Source organism: Thalassospira sp. GO-4, assembly GCF_023588965.1.
Taxonomy (GTDB): domain Bacteria; phylum Pseudomonadota; class Alphaproteobacteria; order Rhodospirillales; family Thalassospiraceae; genus Thalassospira; species Thalassospira povalilytica.
On the sequence record NZ_CP097807.1, the window covers coordinates 2,360,122 to 2,376,098 of the forward strand.

The window sequence follows — 15,977 nt, forward strand, 5'->3', positions numbered from 1 at the left end:
CGGTAAATGGGATCAGCTTTCGGGACGCAAGGCCGCCGAAACATCCAATCCAACGGTCAGCACTGCCAGTGTCTGACCGTTTTCCGGATCCAGAACAGGCACGGTGATCTGCGACAGGAAAGTACGGGTCGATGCATCAAAGCGGATATCATCAATCAGGGCATGTTCGCGATTGATGCTTTGCGCCATTTGATATTGCGGTTCATCGGACTGATCATAGTCCGACGTCAACCGGTTCATGCCGATCGTCTGGCCATAGATATCAAAAACAAAGGCCTCGGCGACCTGTTTCCCGCTTGCCAATTGAAAGGCGCGCAGGAATTCCGACAAACTGTTGCCCAATATTTCACGCGCCCTGTTACTTGGCTGACCAAGCCTTCCCATGGTTGACCATTCTTCGTCAATCAGACGGCGCTGATCAGCGGGCAACCGCCCGGGGCCAAGCGCCCCGCGCACATTGCGGATCAGATCCGGGGATTTTGCCAATTGTCGTACCATCGGCAACTGAACCCGTTCAATCGCATCGCGTTCCCAGGGTTCAAGATGCATCGGACTGGTTTCGCAAAATTCCAGCACCGTATTCAGACGGGTCACAAGGTCGGGGAATTCCGCCACATACCGTTTCGAGAAATAGACAACCAGTGGCGCATAGCGTTCAAACTGAACCTGAAACTGTTCTGCACCGATGCCAAGTTCATTGCGCGCAATTTCAAAACTGTGCTTGTCGACAAGCGCGTAATCAACCCGTCCGGCTGCGACCTGTCCAACCAGGGATGCAATCGATGGCACACGGACAAGGTCGCCATATCCCTGCTCGGCCAGCCATTCGGCTTCGTTTGATCCAAGAATGGCACCAATTGTTTCGAACCCGCCGGGTTTGGGCACATTGGCACTGACCGGTTCGGCCGTGCGGCGCGATGGCGATACCCACACCCACTTTTCCAATGCCAGCGGGTTTGACGCCACCGCATATTCATCCATGAATTCACTGATACGCGCCAAAAAGAAGCCATCGGCCTGCCCGTTGCGTACCATTTCCCGGTTGCGCTGGCGCGGTGCGACAGCCAGACCATAACCGACACCGATATGATCAAAGGCGCAATCAAGCACCGAAACGGAATAACCGCCAAGCGTCCCGTTACGAAGTTCCTGATACGGGGGATGAAGGTTGGTTTGCAGGATCAGGAAATTGTCCTGACTGTCATTGTCAGGTTGGGCGACCTCGACCGGGCGTGACACAATATCGTTGGCCAAAACCGCCGGGGCAGCAATACCAAGTGCTGCCATCGCGACCAGACCCGCGCCCAGCGTGTGGCGGGCCGCATCGCGCAGCAGACCGTTTCTTCCCTTATTGTTGTTTTTGGTTATTCCAGCACGCCGTAGGATTGTCATGAGTAACCCGCAAAAACACGTGACGGACCGATTTTGTTGATATTGGGCCCATCGACGGAACTTGCAAGATCGGGCCATTTCCCGGGACGAGGTCGATGCTTGTTACCACCAGTTCCCGGTAGTTATTTGTCGCCCGTATAGAATTCCGGGGCGATGCGTTTGACCGCGGCACCGTCACTGCGCCATCCATGACAGGTATTGATCAACGGCATCCGGCGGGCCGGTTTTGATGCCCCGTCAGCTGATGGGGCGTCCTGTTTTTTGGCTTCAAGTGACTCCCGGGCCAGGATCGGGAACACGGTCTGAAAGGCGGTGGTTGCCACCGGTCCCATCAGTTCATTGAGATGGGTACAGCCATGCACGCCACCAACCCGATCGCGGATCTGTTTGCGCAACCCCGGACCAAGTTTCAAACCAACCAGATTTTCGTAATTCGGGGTGATTGCATCGCAGCCATGGAACGGCGCGTAATCGGTGACGGCTTCGACGGCACGGATCACCAGATCATCACCAATTGTCACGCGGATCCACATGCCATGTACCGGTTCGCCGGGCGGAATTTCGCCGCGATCATCATTGGTAAAGGCATAGGTTTTGATATCGGTAATGTGACCTTCGATATCCCACAGGCCATCCTTGCGGCGAAACCCCTGACAGGTGACGGTGCGGGTATGAATATGGTCTCGATCTGCGGGGCGGGACAATGGCATGGGAACTCTCTCCTTTACGTAAACGTAAAGACATTCCCCTATGCGCTGTCAAGCAACAAAGCGTGTCGCAGTGCGACATCCGCGCGGTTTCGGGGCAATGCGCACCCCGAAATCCGCCATGCCGGATCGGCGAATTACGGTGCGATCCGATGCAACTGTGATGGGAAACAATCGTCAGGCAACGCCGTAATCGGACCCGAAAATGAACTTTTCGCGTTCACGAACATCTTCTTCGAGCTGGGCCTTCACCACGTTAAACAGATCGCGGATCGACACCATGCCAATGACCTTGTCCCCGTCAACAACGGGCAAGTGACGATATCGCCGCGCACTCATCAGATCGAGTGCATTCATTGCCGTATCGTTGGGACCAAGGGTATCGGGATCGGCTGTCATGACCTTGGAAAGTGGCACATTGGCCGCATCAAGCCCCTTGCCTACCACACGGTTCACCAGATCGCGTTCTGTGAAAATTCCGGCAAGTTTGGCCTGATTATCAACAATGATCACGGCCCCGATCTTGCGTTCGGTCATAAGGTTCACGGCATCCATCACGGAATCGGCGGGATTGAGTGTCGCGAGCGATTGCTCCTTGACCACACCTGGAACGATTTTCGTATCCATTCATCTCTCTCTGCAGATTGCTGTTGCCACATGCCCAAACCCGATCGGATCATCTGGTTCTGCATCGCAAGTCATTGCAATGCAACGGGGCCCTCATTTGCAAGTGGCCCTGCAATCCTTTGGGTCAAGACCTTGAACCAAGATTTTAACCCATAAGTGGAGAAACTTAAAACATTTTGCGCGACAAAGGATCAAACGGCATCACCGGTTGGCGATGCCGTTTTGGCGGTTTTATTCCTGATCCTCGGCGGCCAGATCGGTGACTTCGTTCATGCGAACGCGGGTGATCTGGTTGCGGATACGGCGCAGAACTTCGAATTCGAACCCGTGGAACCGGAACTGCTGACCGACATCGGGAATGCGCCGGGTTTCATACAGCAAAAGACCGGCAACCGTTGCGGCTTCTTCGTCTGGCAAACGCCAGCCAAACCGTCGGTTCAGGTCACGGATCGTGACATCACCACGCACAATCACCGACCCGTCTGCCTGCGGCAGGACACCGACAACCTCGACATCGGTTTCATCGGCAATGTCGCCGACGATTTCTTCAAGAATATCTTCAAGCGACACAACCCCTTCGAACGCACCGTATTCGTCAACGACGATGGCAAAATGTTCGTGCCGCTCCTTGAAGGCCTTGAGCTGGTCAGCAAGGGTTGTTGAATCCGGAATGAACCATGGTTCGGCACTTAGTGCGCGCACATCTGATGCATTGGCGGGCTTTGCACCGCGGACAATCGCCTTAAGAACCTCGCGGGCATGAAGAACACCAACGATATTGTCCGGGTCTTCTTCATAGATCGGAATACGGGTGTGCGGACTTGCCAGGACCGTATCCAGAATTTCTTCCATCGGGCGGGTGATATCGATCATCTGCACCTTGCGACGATGAACCATGATTTCCCAGACACCGACATCTTCCAGATCAAGCACGCCATGCAACATGGTGCGTTCGGCATGGTGGTTTCCGACCACAACGTCATCGGCATGCAGTTCGATCGCGCCACGCAATTCGCGTTCGCTGTCCAGTCCCGGACCTTCGCCACTGCCAAACAGGCGCAAGGTTGCCTGCACGATCACCTGAATGCTTTGGGTGACCGGGGCAAAGATCACAACAAGGATGCTCATCGGGCGCGCAACCCGCAAGGCCATGGTATCGGCATGTTGCAAGGCATAGGTCTTTGGCAGGATTTCCGAAAAGATCAGAACAAGGGCGGTCATCACGGCGGTCGCATAAACAACGCCGTTTTCCCCGAACAGTTCGATCATCACCGACGTCGCCAGGGCCGAGGCCAGAATATTGACCATATTGTTGCCCAGCAGGATCGCCCCGATCAGACGTTCCTGATACTGGCGCAGTCTGTTAACGATCCCTGCACGCTGATCACCATCCTGTTCCTTGTGATGCATCACAGGACGTGACGCAGCCGTCAGCGCGGTTTCCGAGCCAGAAAAGAATGCCGATAACATCAGCAGGAAAAAAATCACGATAATCGTGATTGTCATTCAGGGTCGTCTCCAAAGGGTGATCTCAGCCGGACTACTTTGTCCTGTGTTCACCTATAAGGTCAATTGTCGTTAAACAAGTTAACGACATCACAAATTGCAAAAAAGCAATCCCGACGCCCTTTCGCCCGAAAAAGGCGACAAGCCCGTCGGGATCGTTTTTGTTAGCGGCGGCAGGAACGGGTAATCGCGGCACGCATTTTCTCGACATCCATTGCCTTGGAAGTGAATGCCTTGCCGATACCGCGGGTCATGACAAAGGTGATTTCTCCATCGCGGACCTTTTTGTCACGCGACATGTGACCGATCACCTTGTCGATATCCCAATGCATGCCGGTAACTTCGGACGCTGCAACCGGAAGCCCGACCGATTTCAGATGGGAAACGATCCGGTCCTTTTCACCGGCCGGGGCCAAGCCCATTGCACCGCACACGTCATGGGCAATCACCATGCCCATGGCAACGGCTTCGCCATGCAGAAGCTTTTCGCCATACCCGGTTTCGGCTTCGAAGGCATGACCGAATGTGTGGCCAAGGTTCAAAAGCGCGCGTTTGCCGCCTTCGCGTTCGTCTTCGGAAACGATCCGTGCTTTTGCCGCACAGCTTTTGATCACGGCCTGACGGCGTTCGGGGCCGTCCGTCGACAGAACCACCTGACCGTTTTCTTCAAGCCAGGTGAAAAATTCCGGATCATCAATCAGACCGTATTTGACCACCTCGGCATAGCCCGAACGAAGTTCGCGTGCCGGAAGGCTGTCAAGCACCGCCGTATCAGCCAGCACCAGACGCGGTTGATGAAACGCCCCAACAAGGTTCTTGCCCGATTTGGAATTGATCCCGGTTTTGCCACCAACCGAACTGTCGACCTGCGACAGAAGGGTCGTCGGGATCTGGACGAAATCAAGCCCGCGCAGCAGTGATGCGGCAACATAACCGGCAAGATCACCGACAACACCGCCACCAAGGGCGATAATCAGGGTAGATCGTTCAATCCCCATTGCCAGGATCTGTTCGACGACATCTTCGAACACGGCAAAGCTTTTGGATTTTTCACCCGACGGCACGATGACCTCGCGATGCGCAATCCCTGCTCCGTCAAGCGATGTCAGAACCGTTGCCAGATGATGTTTGGCCACCACGGCATCACTGATCACGACGACACCGGCCTTTTTGACGAACGGTGCGATATATTTGGCGGTATCGGCCAAAAGGTTGCTGCCAACAAGGATATCATAGCTGCGCGCGCCAAGTTCGACGCGAAGGGTGTCGTGATTGCTCACTCTCAGGTTCCTGTCTTGATAAGTTGACCGTCATCGTCAAAGGATTTCGCCAACAGTTCGAGAACGGCGTCCCGGGTGGCTTCCTTTGAAGATTCATCACAGTCAAAAACAATGTCTGCCCCGGCATAGACCGGGTAACGCGTTTCGATCAGGTTCGCCAGAATCTCGCGCGGGTCGCCGCTATTAAGCAACGGACGGTGGGTCCGGCCACTTGTTCGATGCAGCAGCAATTCAAGATCGGCACGCAGCCAGACAGATATGGATTTTTCAAGAATAAGGTCGCGGGTGCGTTCGCGAATAAACGCGCCGCCACCGGTTGCCAACACAATCGGTTCGCCATCAAGCAAACGGGCTATTACACGTTCCTCACCATCGCGAAATGCCTCTTCGCCATACAGCTTGAAGATATCGGCAATCGAGCAGCCGGCGGCTTCTTCGATTTCGCGGTCGGCATCGACAAAATCCAGTTTCAGTTCCTTGGCAACCATCCGGCCGATGCAGCTTTTTCCAGCCCCCATAAGCCCGATGAAAACCAGTGTCCGGCCCTTAAGGCCGTTACGGATTTTGGCGATCACGTCTTCGTGCAAACCCGACTCGGCAATGTTGCTGTCCATGTTCGGTTTGCAGTCCTGTAGTTCAATCGGTTGATATACAAATTACCCAATTCTTTAGGGCAGCTGAACCCCGAACGCAAGCAAACCGCACATGATCGACGACAAAAAACATCCGTCGATTTTGCATTCTTCGTCACATCGAAGATGTTGACCGCGCATTTTGGCTAATGATGTTGCGGGGCGTTTATTAACCCTCTGTGAGGAACAGCGCCCTATACTGCCTTGAAGTTGCCGGATTGAAATGCCATCCACGTGGTTTGATAACGCCACGGCGCGAAGAAAACCGGTGGGAAAATATCTTTGATGCAGGCTGGTCAGGCGGTCATGAGAACAAATGATCGGCCCTTACTTTCCGTTTCTTGCATCTTTGATTTTCGTGGCCATACTGGTAGCTGCGTCATTTGCTTAAACGCTTCGAAGTCTGGATTAAAATGAGAATCTTATCGCGCATCATCCTGTTGCTGGTCATCGCTGTGATTGTTGGCGGTGCGACGTTCCTTGTTACCTGGGACATTCCGGCACCGACCACCCAAATCGAAGAAACCATCCCGAATTCGAGGTTCAATTAAGATGACGTTGCGTTCCCGCCTGCTGATACAGACCTGTTTACTGGCCATGATGACGGGAACGGGTGTTATCGCCTCTTCTGCGCATGCCCAGACATCGGCCCCTGTGCCGCTGTTTCTCAAACAGGAAGCAGAACGGGACGCAGAACAACGATCTTCTGATCCGGTATCTTCCCCGGACAGTGGCACGGTATCCCAGGGCGGTTTTGGTGCCCCGGCAACCGGGACGCAACCATCGCCCTTCCCGTCCGATCCGAACGCGGTTCAATCACTGTCACTTGGTGCTGTTGATGCCGAGGCGGTCGGGACCCTTGACCGTTCGCGCGGCGGACTGGGCATTGACATGTGGAATGGGGCGACCCGCAAATCCGCGGCCAAGCTGATTTCAGACCTGCCTGCCACACCGGCAACCCATGCCGCACGCGACCTTCAGGTCCGTCTGTTGCTGTCTGCGGCGGCACTGCCACAAGATTCAAGGGATATCAGCCTGCTTGATGCCCGCGTCGCCAAACTGATCAATATGGGCGCACTTGACGAGGCGATTGAACTTGTTCGCGCCACGCCACAAGGGGCGCGCGGTGAATTGCTTGCTGAGGCCGAGGTCAATGCCCTGATGATCGGGGCACGCCTTGATGAAGCCTGCGCTGCGATTGAAAGTTATAGCGCAAGCTATGACCAGATGTTCTGGCTCAAGGCGGCGGCGATGTGCGCATTTTATGCCAATGATCCGACCGCTGCTGCGTTTTCGGTCGATCTCGTTCGTGAAATGGACGGGGAAAAGGACGCCACCTTCTTTGGGCTGGTTGCGGCCATTCGAAGTGGCACGGCAGTCAAACCCGACCTTCTTGAAGAATTGCGCCCGATCGATCTGGCACTTCTGGCAATTGCCAAACAGGCCATCCCGACCAGCCAGCTTGAATCAGGTAATCCGACGGCCATCATCGGCATTGCCAATGCCGATGCCACCCCGACCGATGTTCGCCTTGAAGCCGCGCGCAAGGCCGAAAGCCTCGGTTTGATTGATGCGGCCAAACTTGGCGAAATCTATGGTTCGGTCAGTTTCGATGCCGGTGCGCTTGAAAATGCCCTTGATGATGCCGCCGAAGGCATCCAGGCGCGGCAATATGCCAAACTCTATCAGGCAGCGGCCCAAAGTGACGTGCCTGCGGCACGCGCCGAAATTCTTGCCGCGCTTTATGACACCGCCCAGATCGAAGGCGATTTCATGCAGGCCGCCCGACTGAGCGCACCATTGCTGGCAGACATTCCGGTCAATGGCGATTTTTCATGGTTTGCGGTCGCCGCACTTAAGGCATCCTTGGCGGCAAACAGCCTGGAACGTGCTGCCAACTGGCTTTCGGTGGCAAAAAATGGTGCCAATCCGGGCAATGACATCGCATCGCGGCTTAGCATGCTTTATCCGGTTCTGGCCATTTCCGGCCTTGAAGAAACCGGGGCCATCCCCGCATCGGAACAGGTTTCCCAAGCGGAAAACAACGCGCCATTCGGCCTTGACGCCACCGGGTCCAACCCGCAGATGACCACCCAAAGCTTTGGTCTGGGTGGGGCGGTTGCACCGGTAAGCTCGATGGCATCGGCAACCGTGATGCCCAATTCGACGTCCCCCGAAGACATTCAGAAGGCAACCGATCGGGCTGCTGCCCTTGCCCGTCATCGGGCGCGAATGGTCGAATGGCAGGAAATGCAGGCCGCGCGCGGTGATCAGGCCGCGGCAAAACGCTATGCCGAACTGGTTTACACCCTGTTTGAAGGCTTCGGGATCGAAGTTCCCGCCGGGCTTTGGGACAGTCTTCTGAGCGCGCCCTATGCCGAGGACCGCCTGACGATCAGCAGTGCGGTGGCCCATAATCTGGCGGCGTCGGCAAGCGCACAGCACAAGGCAAAAACCGTCGCCATGGCCATTCAGGCACAGCAAATTGCCAATGCCCCGAATGCCGATCCCAAGGTTCTGGCAGATACGGTTGCCGCCCTTGAAATGGTCGGACTGCATAGTGATGCCCAGCATCTTGCGACTGAACTGTTGCTGTCATTTGATCAGTAATGGAACCCGGCCATGGCCAAGGCACCGACAAGTTCGCTGATATCGGCCTTTCTTGAAATGATGGCAGCAGAGCGTGGCGCCAGTGCGCACACGCTTGATGCCTATCGCCGTGATCTTGAAGATTACGCAGCATCACTGTCGGCGGGAAAATCCGATCCGGTCCGCGCGGGTGATGCGGATGTGCGGCGCTATATGTCGCAACTGGGCGTGGCCGGTCTTGCCCCGCGGACACAGGCACGGCGTCTGTCGGCCGTACGTCAGTTTCACAAATTCCTGTATTCGGACGGGTATCGCAATGACGATCCGTCATCAAATATCGAAAGCCCGCAACAGGGGCAAACGTTGCCCAAATTCCTGTCGATTGACGAAATCGACCGCCTGATTGCCACCGCGTCTGATCATCCGGGCATCAAGGGCAAGCGTCTTCTGGCGATGGTGGAACTGATGTATGCGACAGGCATGCGTGTTTCCGAACTGGTTGAACTGCCTTATGCCGCTGCGGCCCGCGATCCACGGATGCTGATTGTCCGGGGCAAGGGCAGCAAGGAACGGCTGGTACCGCTGTCTGATCCGGCGCGTGATGCGCTGCGCGATTATCTTGATGTCCGCGACGCCTTCATTCCATCAGACAAATCAACGGGCCATGCCGACCGGCCGGGGCAATCCTCATACTTATTTCCGTCGCGTGGTAAAACCGGGCATCTCACCCGTCAGATGTTTCTGAAAATGATCAAGGATCTGGCGATCGAAGCCGGAATTGCGCCGTCACGTGTCTCGCCGCACGTGCTGCGCCATTCCTTTGCCAGTCATCTTCTGGCCAACGGGGCGGATTTGCGGTCCCTGCAAAAGATGCTGGGCCATTCCGATATTTCGACAACACAGATTTACACCCATGTTCTCGAGTCCCGGCTTCGCGGGCTGGTGCAGGAACATCATCCGCTTGCGCGCGTCAATGCGACCTGATCCGGGTTCGAGATCACCTGATTTGTCTAATACCTTTGCATAGGCAAAAGTCGATTATTTGACAAAAAAACGGACGTTTTCTGCGGATGTCACATATTCGTAATCTAACTGTCATCAAGTTGTTGTCGAACCTGAGCTACGAGCATGATCAAATATTAATGTGACTCCTTCAATCCGGGAATTCAGGCCATTTTTGAAGATCGGGGAACTGCATTGGCGTTTGATGCAGAAGATGAATTGATATCGGATCGACCCAAGACCAAACCGGTCATGCTGCGCAACTGGCAGCAGGTCGTTGAAAAAGTCGACTTTGCGTTCCAGCCCATTGTCAGCCCGCATACGGGTCATGTTTTCGGATATGAGGCATTGTTGCGCCGCTGGGAGGATGCCGGTTTTCCATCCATTCAGGCCCTGTTTGATACCGCGTGGGATACCGGAAACCTGCACAGTGTCGACATGCTGCTGCGCGCCAAGGCCATTCAGAAATTCGCGCGCATGCCTGACGCAAAACGTCTGAAGCTGTTTTACAATTTCGACAATCGCGTCGTAAAAACCGAAGATTACCAGCCCGGCCAGACGGCTGCACTTCTGGCCGATGCCGGTCTTGAACGCGATACGATCTTTCTTGAGATTTCCGAACGCCACGAAATCAGCAATGCCGCCTATCTCAAGGATATTCTGGTGCGCTATCGCAGTCAGGGCTTCAAAATCGCCATTGACGATTACGGCAGCGGCTTTGCCCAGTTGCGCGCGCTCTATGAATGCGAACCGGACATCATCAAGATCGACCGGTTCTTTATTGACGGCATTGATCGCGACCGGCGCAAGGAACTGTTTGTCACCCAGATCACGGCCTTTGCCCATATGATCGCAGCCCAGGTCGTTGCCGAAGGCGTTGAAACCCGCGAAGAATTCCTGTGCTGCCGGCGGCTTGGCTGTGATCTGGTGCAGGGCTTCTTTATCGCCCGTCCATCGACCGATCTTCCTGAACGCACCGATCTGGTTCAGGTCGCAGCCGACATCGCAGCCGATACCCGCCGCCAATCCGATCGCGACGATGATGTTGTGCGGTCCTATCTTCTTGATACGCCAGCCATCCCCAGTGACATCAACCCGGTCGATATCCTGACCTATTTTCAGCAGAACCCCGATATCACCCTGGTTCCGGTGGTCAATCAGGATGGCGAACCGATGGGGGTTGTGCGCGATTCCGAATTCAAGGCTTTCATCTATACGCCGTTCGGGCGCGAGTTGCTGCAAAACCCGGCCAATCGCGCCAATATCAAACGGTTTCTGCGCCGCTGTCCGGTTGCCGACATTCGCACCAGCCTGTCAGAACTTCTGGAAACCTTTGTTGCGACCAATGCGCTTGATGGTGTGATCCTGACGGAAAATGGCCGCTATCTCGGTGTGCTGGATCAAAGTGCGCTGTTGCGCGCGGTCAATGAACGCAACACCCTGAATGCGCGCGATGAAAACCCGCTTACCCGTTTGCCCGGCAACAGCGCGATTTACCGCTATGCCGCCCATGCCCTGTCGCAGCCGCGCAAACGGCGATTTGCCGTCTATTTCGATTTTGACAATTTCAAACCGTTCAATGACCGCTATGGATTCCGCCAAGGGGACCGCGCGATCCTTTTGTTCAAGGATATCCTGGGCAAGGTGCTTAGTCAGAATGACTGGTTTGTCGGCCATATTGGCGGCGATGATTTCTTTGCCTATGTCCAGTCGATCGATTTCGAAGTCGCGGTCGAAGCCGTCCAGCGCGCCCAGGCCATGTTCGATGCCCAGATCAAAAGTTTCTATGACCAGGAAACCCGGGATCGCGGATATCTGATCGGCAAGGGGCGCGACAATAATGTCACCCGGTTCGATCTTATGAGTGTCAGTGCCGCCCTTGTGCGCATTCCCCCGGAACGCACCGACATCACCCTTGATCACATTTCGGTCGAGGCCGCCAAGCTTAAGGCGATTGCGAAAAACAGCGAAAACCGCTTTGCCAGCGGCATTTATGACGCCCCCTGCGCCCCCATTCCGGTCAGCGGGAAATAAGCCGCAATCCCCAACCGCCCACATTCCCGGTCGGCATTACAATCCAACTACAAATTAACGCTTCAATTTATCGGATTGATGGGTAATATTCCGGTCAAAGAAGACAACATCAACGATCCCGAACGAGCATTCCGCATCAATGGTCAGCGTTTCCTCATCCTCTGATCTGCAAACGGCAATTCCGGTCCGTCCGACCAGTCCGATTGCACAACGCCAGCAGTCCGAACAGGAACTTCAGCAACAGAATCAGGCTGTTGAACGCACAAGCCGTGCGGCTTTGACATCGGATCAGGAAATTGACCGTGCCGTTCAGGCCTATGAGCGCGACCGCAACGAACAGCAACGGTTCGTCAAGGAAGGCGCACAGGACACCGTCCTTGAAAACTATATCGACCAGTTCGATCCGTCGGGTTACGGCAAAAGCGGTTCGGCAAATTCCACCAGCGCCAACAACGCGGCCGGACGTGGTCAATATATCAATATTCTTGCCTGACCGGCTTGGCCCATCGGGCCCTATTCGATCAGTCCGACGGCCCGTTTCCAGCCATCCCAATCCCAGATCATTTCAGCAAGCCGGTCATAACCGGCCTTGTCCGGGTGATAGCCATCCCCGCGACGCAGGGCACGCTGCCAGGTCTCGTCTTCAAGTGTTCGTTGGAACAGATCAAGATAGGGCACATCAAACCCGCGTGCGGTTTCCAGATAAATCTGGTTCAGACCTTCAAGCCGTTCATTGATTTCCTGGCTTGATTTGCTGCCATTGATCACGGCCTGCGGACCGATCCACAAAGTCGGGGCAAGCTCGGCTGCGGCACCGATGATGTCGGCAGCATTCCCCGCAGATTTCGCCGGTGAAACCCGCATCGTGGTTTCTTCGCCGCGATCTTCGGCATGGTTGGCATCATTGACGCCAAAGCTGAACATCAGAACTGTCGGGAATTCGGGCACCATGCGAAGCTCGGCCTCGAACTTCCAGCGTGCCTTAAGGCCATCGGTGGTTTCCGCACGAATGCCAAGATTATAGATCGTGACTTCGCGTTTGGCTTCGTCAAGCAAGCGACGGCCAAGACGCATCGGCCAGCCGCCCTTTTCCCCGTCGCGCACACCATTGACCAGACTGTCTCCAAAACAGCAAATGCGATGTCCGATTGCGCCTGTGCTCATTGCGTCTCCTGTTCGCCAGCTTTGGAAAGACTGGCAAGATATGCCATCAAGTCGTCCGGACCGGGCGCAAAACCATGATCAAGCCAGTAATTTTCGGCCTGTTTCAAAAGGTCGCCGATCCGGGGTCCCGCCGGGGCGAGCCCGGCGGCAAGAATGTCGCGCCCTTGTATCGGCAATTTGACCGGCTGCCAATTTGTTGCCGCATCAATCAGGCTTTTCCATTCTTCGTTTTCCTGGCGCGAACAGCGTGGCGGCACGGATGCGCGCGTACTCCAAGCCAGCAACACCGCATCCCGAAATGCATCCGCCCCAATGCGATAAAGATCGCGGCGAATGTCATCAACCGACATGTTCGGATCAATCAGCGGCGCATGGGAAACCATCGCGGCAAACCGTTCCGTTTGTTCGTTGGACAGACGCAATGCGCGGGCAAGCTGTTCGGCGGCTTCAAGATTGTCATCCGCACCATTGTCGCCGGTGACAAACAGGGACGCCAAGCGGCGCAACGGATCAGGACGAATTGTCGGTACAGCAAGTGCCGTACTGTCAAGCCATTGCATGATCCGCAAACAGTCGGTGCGGGCAAGTTGCGGCAAGATCGTCGGCAAGATGCCAAAACCGATCATGTCGCCAACCGTACCGGCCGGGCTTTTGGCGCGCAACAGTTTGAACAATTCATCGCGGATGCGTTCTGCCGAAATATCAAGCAGTCCCTGCGCGCCCTTGCGACAGGCTTCTGCCCCGACCGGATCGATCGGGGGCCGCCCGAACCATGCCTGAAACCGGAAGAACCGCAAAATACGCAGATAATCCTCGGCGATGCGGTTTTCGGCAACGCCGATAAAGCGTACCCGCCCTTCGCGCAGATCGGTTTCCCCGTCAAACGGGTCATAAACCGTGCCGTCCGGGTCGCAGTAGATGGCGTTAAAGGTAAAATCGCGCCGCTTGGCATCGGCAAACCAGCTGTCGGTAAAGGCGACCTCGGCGTGGCGGCCATTGGTTTCGACATCGACCCGCAAAGTGGTGATTTCATAGGAACCGGCATCGGTGATCGCGGTGACTGTCCCATGTTTGAGCCCGGTCGGAACAACCCGGATGCCAACCTTTTCAAGGGCGATCACGGTTTCTTCGGGTTTAAGGTCACAGGCAATATCAACGTCATGCAAATCACGTTTGAGCAACGCATCGCGGACAATTCCGCCAACATAGCGCGCCTGACCGCCATGCTGGGCGATGGCGTCAAAAACGCGGGCAGTATCATCGGCAACCATGATCCCGTATGGCTGCAATCTTCCGGTTGGTTCAAGTGCCGTCATCGCACGTTTGGGCTTTCACCGTTTACGGAGTGTAATCTGAAATAAGGGCAGACGGTTGTCTGTCAGAACGGTGTTATTTTTTCGGCTCGAAATAGCCGGGTTCGACAACACCGTCGCGCAATACCGGGGCATGATAAATGGAATCGGGTGGCGCACCAGTCCCCAATGCGGTGAAAATCAAAATCGCCGCCGTCAAGGCGACCCCGGCCCCGAACAGCAAAAGCCACGGGCCCTTGTTCCAGGGCGGAATGATATCGTGGCCTTCACGGATGGCCTTTGCGCGCGCCCATTTCAGCCACAGCCCGTAAATCACAAAGGGCAGGATCAATGGCAGGCCGATCTGGATGATTTGTCGCAACATGTTATTTCGTCCCGAACACTTGGCGTTGGTCGCTTGGCTTATAATTGCACGCTTGGTGCGTTGGCACGGATCACTTCACTGAAATTCACCAGCATCCCGGCGGTCGCCCCCCAGATGTAATATTCCCGATACGGGATTGCAAAATACCGTCGGCGCGTGCCTTCAAAAGTGACGGTCTGCAATTTCTGATTTCTGGGATTGAGGATGAATTCAAGGGGTACTTCGAACACTTCGGCCACTTCGTGATCATCCGGTGTCAGATCAAAAGGCGGCGTCACCAGCCCGATCACCGGGGTCACCTGATAGCCGGTCACCGTATAATAGTCGTCAATACGACCGATCAGATCGATATGGCGGCGTGCCAAACCAATTTCTTCTTCGGTTTCGCGAAGGGCCGTTTCTTCAAGAGTTGCGTCTTCCTGTTCCTGACGACCGCCGGGAAAACTGATCTGGCCTGCATGATCACTAAGATGGTCGGTGCGTCTGGTCAGGATTACCTGCAAACCGGCATCGCGTTTGACCAGCGGCACCAAAACAGCAGCCGGGCGCGACACCAGTTCGCCTTCGGCAAAGGCACGCGCACGTGATTTCGATCCGGGATAATCCACGGCATGATCACCGCGCCGTTGCAGAATGTCGGTCTGTGGGGCCCTGAGGGCAGCTATGATATCATCCGGGTTCATTCAACCGTCTCCATCCGGCCAATTTCGAAGAACTGACCATGACTGTAAACACCGATACGTACCATATTACTGTCGGGATCTTTAATTTCATCAGCCAGTTCAACCAGTTGATAAAATACCGCGCGGTTCAGGCGCGCTTCAAGTCCGCGTTCCAGCCCGATATAGGGCGACGGCTCACCGGTTTCAGGATCATGTTCAACGCGTAACGGATGATCCGCATCCAGATCGACCCATTGGTCGATATTGGTGCGAAAACGGATGACCTGATCGGTGCCGTTGCCGTCATTTTGCAACTCGACCGCGATAAAGGCGACATCTTCGACGTCGATCCGGGCCATTTCGGCCGGGGTGACCAGCCAATGGCCGCCTTCATCATCACGTTGCAACACAGATGAAAAAAGTTTCACCAGTTCAATTCGACCAATCGGACCACCTTGATAGAACCAGGTTCCATCCCGACCTATAGACATAGGAATATCGCCGCAGATTTGCGGATGTCGGCCGTTACCGGGTTTACCCCCGCGCAGGCGCGACCACAATTTTTCGGCGAGATCGATGGTTTGTTGGTTATCAGTCATGCTGTACAGTTGATCCCGAGCCAGACGTGTTCCCGTAAGGTTTATGTGATCCCATCTGCGTTCTTCGATCTGCTGACATCCACGCTGCAACAAAGGAAGCAAAGTT

At 55.3% G+C, this 15,977-nt stretch carries 16 protein-coding genes; 5 read left to right on the top strand and 11 right to left on the bottom strand.

Annotation, left to right across the window (positions count from 1 at the left end):
* Positions 1-12: 12 nt before the first annotated feature.
* From M9H61_RS10930 to M9H61_RS10955, 6 genes are all read right to left on the bottom strand, one after another.
* Positions 13-1,392 (bottom strand): hypothetical protein, encoded by a 1,380-nt coding sequence (locus tag M9H61_RS10930; protein ID WP_250280426.1) that lies wholly within the window; start codon positions 1,390-1,392, stop codon positions 13-15.
* A 122-nt stretch (positions 1,393-1,514) separates the two neighbouring features.
* A complete protein-coding gene (locus tag M9H61_RS10935) occupies positions 1,515-2,102 on the bottom strand; it encodes a DUF2889 domain-containing protein (RefSeq protein WP_250280427.1) in 588 nt (195 codons plus the stop codon).
* 174 nt (positions 2,103-2,276) lie between these two features.
* On the bottom strand, positions 2,277-2,726 hold the full coding sequence (locus M9H61_RS10940; RefSeq protein ID WP_068519766.1) for a CBS domain-containing protein: 450 nt from the start codon (positions 2,724-2,726) through the stop codon (positions 2,277-2,279).
* Positions 2,727-2,957: 231 nt separating this feature from the next.
* Entirely contained in the window at positions 2,958-4,232 is a 1,275-nt protein-coding gene (locus M9H61_RS10945; RefSeq protein WP_068519767.1) for an HlyC/CorC family transporter, read from the bottom strand.
* 164 nt (positions 4,233-4,396) lie between these two features.
* Positions 4,397-5,512, bottom strand: coding sequence for a 3-dehydroquinate synthase (gene aroB / locus M9H61_RS10950; protein ID WP_250280428.1), 1,116 nt, complete (start codon positions 5,510-5,512; stop codon positions 4,397-4,399).
* Positions 5,513-5,514: 2 nt separating this feature from the next.
* A complete protein-coding gene (locus M9H61_RS10955; RefSeq protein ID WP_068519769.1) occupies positions 5,515-6,126 on the bottom strand; it encodes a shikimate kinase in 612 nt (203 codons plus the stop codon).
* 431 nt (positions 6,127-6,557) lie between these two features.
* Between M9H61_RS10955 and M9H61_RS10960 the strand changes: the two genes are divergently transcribed.
* From M9H61_RS10960 to M9H61_RS10980, 5 genes are all read left to right on the top strand, one after another.
* Entirely contained in the window at positions 6,558-6,695 is a 138-nt protein-coding gene (locus tag M9H61_RS10960; RefSeq protein WP_170310220.1) for a hypothetical protein, read from the top strand.
* 1 nt (position 6,696) lies between these two features.
* The gene (locus M9H61_RS10965; protein WP_250280429.1) at positions 6,697-8,754 is read left to right on the top strand and encodes an antifreeze glycopeptide; all 2,058 of its coding nucleotides are present in this window, start codon (positions 6,697-6,699) and stop codon (positions 8,752-8,754) included.
* A 12-nt stretch (positions 8,755-8,766) separates the two neighbouring features.
* The gene (locus tag M9H61_RS10970; RefSeq protein ID WP_250280430.1) at positions 8,767-9,717 is read left to right on the top strand and encodes a site-specific tyrosine recombinase XerD; all 951 of its coding nucleotides are present in this window, start codon (positions 8,767-8,769) and stop codon (positions 9,715-9,717) included.
* 213 nt (positions 9,718-9,930) lie between these two features.
* Complete coding sequence (locus M9H61_RS10975) at positions 9,931-11,769, top strand: GGDEF domain-containing protein (RefSeq protein WP_101247198.1); 1,839 nt, start codon at positions 9,931-9,933, stop codon at positions 11,767-11,769.
* Positions 11,770-11,908: 139 nt separating this feature from the next.
* Positions 11,909-12,262 carry a hypothetical protein gene (locus M9H61_RS10980; protein WP_206928215.1) on the top strand — a complete coding sequence of 118 codons (354 nt, stop codon included), beginning with the start codon at positions 11,909-11,911 and terminating at the stop codon, positions 12,260-12,262.
* Between the two features lie 20 nt (positions 12,263-12,282).
* Here the strand turns inward: M9H61_RS10980 and M9H61_RS10985 are convergent, their stop codons facing one another.
* From M9H61_RS10985 to M9H61_RS11005, 5 genes are all read right to left on the bottom strand, one after another.
* Positions 12,283-12,933 carry a GDSL-type esterase/lipase family protein gene (locus M9H61_RS10985; protein WP_114113130.1) on the bottom strand — a complete coding sequence of 217 codons (651 nt, stop codon included), beginning with the start codon at positions 12,931-12,933 and terminating at the stop codon, positions 12,283-12,285.
* Positions 12,930-14,249, bottom strand: coding sequence for a CCA tRNA nucleotidyltransferase (locus M9H61_RS10990; protein WP_250280431.1), 1,320 nt, complete (start codon positions 14,247-14,249; stop codon positions 12,930-12,932). The genes M9H61_RS10985 and M9H61_RS10990 overlap by 4 nt, the downstream gene beginning before the upstream one ends.
* A 73-nt stretch (positions 14,250-14,322) precedes the next feature.
* On the bottom strand, positions 14,323-14,610 hold the full coding sequence (locus M9H61_RS10995) for a hypothetical protein (RefSeq protein ID WP_068519776.1): 288 nt from the start codon (positions 14,608-14,610) through the stop codon (positions 14,323-14,325).
* A 38-nt stretch (positions 14,611-14,648) separates the two neighbouring features.
* Positions 14,649-15,293 (bottom strand): CoA pyrophosphatase, encoded by a 645-nt coding sequence (locus M9H61_RS11000; RefSeq protein WP_068519777.1) that lies wholly within the window; start codon positions 15,291-15,293, stop codon positions 14,649-14,651.
* A complete protein-coding gene (locus M9H61_RS11005) occupies positions 15,290-15,973 on the bottom strand; it encodes a DUF1285 domain-containing protein (RefSeq protein WP_228196122.1) in 684 nt (227 codons plus the stop codon). Before M9H61_RS11005 ends, M9H61_RS11000 begins: the two co-directional genes overlap by 4 nt.
* Positions 15,974-15,977: the final 4 nt, after the last annotated feature.